This is a genomic window from Candidatus Dormiibacterota bacterium (assembly GCA_035532835.1).
GTDB lineage: Bacteria > Vulcanimicrobiota > Vulcanimicrobiia > Vulcanimicrobiales > Vulcanimicrobiaceae > DAHUXY01.
The window spans coordinates 1-3,377 of record DATKQG010000066.1 but is presented as its reverse complement, the minus strand read 5'-3'; the positions used below and the strand labels follow the sequence as shown (position 1 = coordinate 3,377).

The 3,377-nt window shown below is 62.4% G+C and carries 2 protein-coding genes; one reads left to right on the top strand and one right to left on the bottom strand.

Annotated features, from left to right (window positions below; translation table 11 throughout):
• The coding region (locus tag VMW12_08515; protein ID HUZ49766.1) for an oligopeptide transporter, OPT family at window positions 1-1,307 on the top strand (1,307 nt) is incomplete at its 5' end.
• A 32-nt stretch (window positions 1,308-1,339) separates the two neighbouring features.
• On the opposite strand, the gene VMW12_08510 is transcribed toward VMW12_08515, so the two are convergent.
• Window positions 1,340-3,377 (bottom strand): hypothetical protein (locus VMW12_08510; protein HUZ49765.1); only part of this gene is annotated, 2,038 nt, incomplete at its 5' end.

The window sequence follows — 3,377 nt, the reverse complement described above, 5'->3', positions numbered from 1 at the left end:
TGGTGATCGCGTGGGGCTTTGCGACGCCGATCATTACCGCACTCCATCCGATGGCCGGCTCGGCCGCCGATATCGCGAACGTGGTCTGGGGAACGAAGGTCCGCTTCATCGGAGCCGGTGCGATCGGCGTCGCGGCGATGTGGACGCTTGGGAAATTGGCGCGCCCCGTTGTCGGCGGAGTGCTGTCGGCCATGGCCGCCTCGCGAAAGCGCGCGAGCGGTGCCGGTGCGACGCTTCCGCGAACCGAACGGGATATTCCGATCGGGATTGTCGCTCTCATCAGCGTGGTATGCCTCATCCCGCTGGCCGTCTTACTCGCGGCGTTCCTGCAAGGGGGCGTCCTCGCACCGTTGATGCTTCCGCTCGTGCTCGGAGCGATCGTCTACATCGTGATCGCCGGCTTTCTCGTAGCCGCTGCGTGCGGGTATATGGCCGGGCTCATCGGTTCGTCGAATAGTCCCGTATCGGGGCTAGCGATTCTCGCAGTTATCGGTGCCGCGCTCCTGTTGCTCGCCGTCGTCAAGGGCGTGGGCATCGGCGCCGCGCCGGCGTTGATCGCCTACGCGTTGTTGGTGACCGCGGTCGTCCTCTGTATCGCGACGATCTCGAACGACAATCTACAGGATCTCAAGACGGGACAACTCGTCGATGCAACGCCGTGGCGCCAGCAGACCGCACTGATCGTCGGCGTGATCATGGGTGCCCTCGTCATCCCGCCGATCCTGGATCTCCTCAACCATGCGTACGGGTTTGCCGGCGCGCCGAATCTCCACGTGACGGCCGGGACGCAACCGCTTCCGGCGCCCCAAGCCACGCTGATTTCGGCGCTTGCAAAGGGCGTCATCGCCGGACAGATCGACTGGGGCTTGATCGGGATCGGCGCGGCGATCGGCGCCGGCATCATCGCGATCGACGAACTGCTCAATCGCTTTACGCGCTTTAAGTTACCGCCGCTTGCGGTCGGCTTGGGCATCTATCTTCCGGCATCCACGACGGCGCCCGTCGTCCTCGGAGCGGTGTTGGGCTGGGCGTACAATCGTTGGGTGCGCGGGTTCGACCGCGCCGAGATGGCGCAGCGGCTCGGCGTGCTCCTGGCCTCCGGCCTCATCGTGGGCGAGAGCCTGCTGGGCGTGCTGCTGGCCGGTGTCATCGTTGCCAGCGGCAATGCAACGCCGCTGGCACTCGTCGGCGACAGCTTTGCCGGTTACGCGAACGTCCTGGGCGCTATCGCCTTCGTCGCGGCGATTCTCGGGCTGTACGCTTGGGTTGGATCGCTTGCACGGCGTAACGAAAAGGAGCCCACGTAAAACGTAGGCTCCTTTCGTCGCGCGAGCGAGGGCTAGAGTTTGTAGGTAACCGTCATCCAGACCTGACGGAAGGGTAGGCCGAACTCTTCGCGGCCTTGCTGGAAGCTGTTGATATCGCTACCGAACTGATTCTCGGGATAGAACGTCCCGAGGCCGATGTAGCCGTAATTTTGGGCGGCGCTATTGAAGAGATTGTTCACCCCGAAGTTGACGGTGCGATTTCCGACCGTCTGCGCGATATTGAAATCGGCCCACCAGAACGCGGGACGGTTGAGATTGTTTCCATTGCCGAGGTAATGCCCCAGCAGACTCGTCGAGAATCCGCCATGAGACCGGTAGGTGATCCCTACGTTGGCTTTATGCAGCGGCACGCCGGGAATCTGCGAGCCGTTGATGAGTTGCACGTTATTCTGCAGCAGCGCATCGGAGAGCCCGAGATAGCTCGACGACATCACGTCGTAGTCGCCGGTAAACGTCAGGCCGCGCACGAGCGCGACGGTCGTATTCAACTCGATGCCACGGTAGCGCGCCGATGCCGCATTGAATGTGGTCGAGACGCTCAAATTTCCGGTCGTCGCCGTTTCGCCCGGGCAACGCGAGTCGATGATGGAGAGATACTGTGCGATATAGTTGGCGGGAATCTGGGTCTGTCCGAGCGCCGAGAGCGGAAGGTTCCCTCCGAAGAGCGCGTTGCGCTCGTTGGCATCGTACACGTCGGCCTGGACGGTGACCCCCGGGCTGAATCGGTGGCCGACTGCGAACTCCAGATCGGTCGCCGTTTCGGGCTGCAGGCTCGGATTCGAAACGCTGCCGACCTGATTCACCGGCCCCGCGCCGCAGATCGGATTGATATTCGTCGCCGTCGTATTGAACGACGGATGGGCGTACAGGAGCGAGGGATCGGGTTCGCTGTACGAGCGGCCGCCCGTTAGGCGCACGACGTCGCGATTATCGGGGCGAAAGACGACCGTCAAACGCGGATCGAAGTTCGTCGTGGCGGTATTCTTCGAACGTTGGAACCAGAAGTTGCCTAGAAGCGACAGACGCTGGTTCGGCGTGTAGACGTCGCGCAGGTAGTAACTGGATGACGTGAGCGTATAGGCGCCGGTTGCCGCCGGCCCGGCCGTGGGAATCAGGTTGCCGAATTGATCGAAGATCGGATACGCGACGCCCGTGTGAAGCTGATGCTGATAGTAGTAGCCCAGGCTAAGGTCGTGGCTTCCCAGCGTGAACTCGTCGCCGACGAGCGCTCCGCGCGTGCGGTAGTAGTTGCTGTTATAGGAGCTGTCTTGCGCGGCGCGATTGTAGTCCAGGCCATAGCTATCGGCAAAGCCATCGACGGTGAACTGCGTGTGCCCGATCGCCTGCGTGAGGCGCGCATCGTAATCTTGATTGCGAATGGCCTGCCACGGTCCGGTGCCGCCGCCGGCCGGGCCCGACGCTCCCGCTGCGTATTGGCTCACCGGAAGGCAGCCGTAGCCCGCCGCCGAGTCATTCAGTACGGCGATCGAACCCGTGCACGTGGCGGTCGTCTGATTCGGAAGCGTTACCGTCGATTGATTGTTGTTGCCGTCGAGCGCCTGCTGGGCGCGATACGCGACGGTCTGACCGGGGAGAAAATCGGTGTCGCCGTTCCCGGATTTATCATCCCACGAGGTTGCCGAGTAGCCCGTCACCGAGATGCGCGTGCGGGGATCGAACGTGTACTGCAGATCGAGCAGATCGTTGTGTAATACGTAGGTTCCCGCCACCGAGTAGGTATTGTTCGCGAGCGTAGCGGCCGTAAAATCGTTTCCGCGATTGCCGGTCTGGGCGACGACTTGGGGTGAAAACATACCATCGGTACCTTCAACGCCGTGCGCGAGTGCGTATCCGAGCTTTCCGAGCGTTCCGGTGAATTCGAGACCGGTCATGAGTTTCTCGTTGTTGCCGACGCCTTGCTGGATGACGGCGTGGGGTTCGAGCGTCGGAGTGATGGTGTTGAAGTCGACGGCGCCGGCGATGGTCGTCGCGCCGTAAATGCCGGTTGCGCCGGATCCGAAGATCACGTTGACGCCGCTCAGTCCCCAA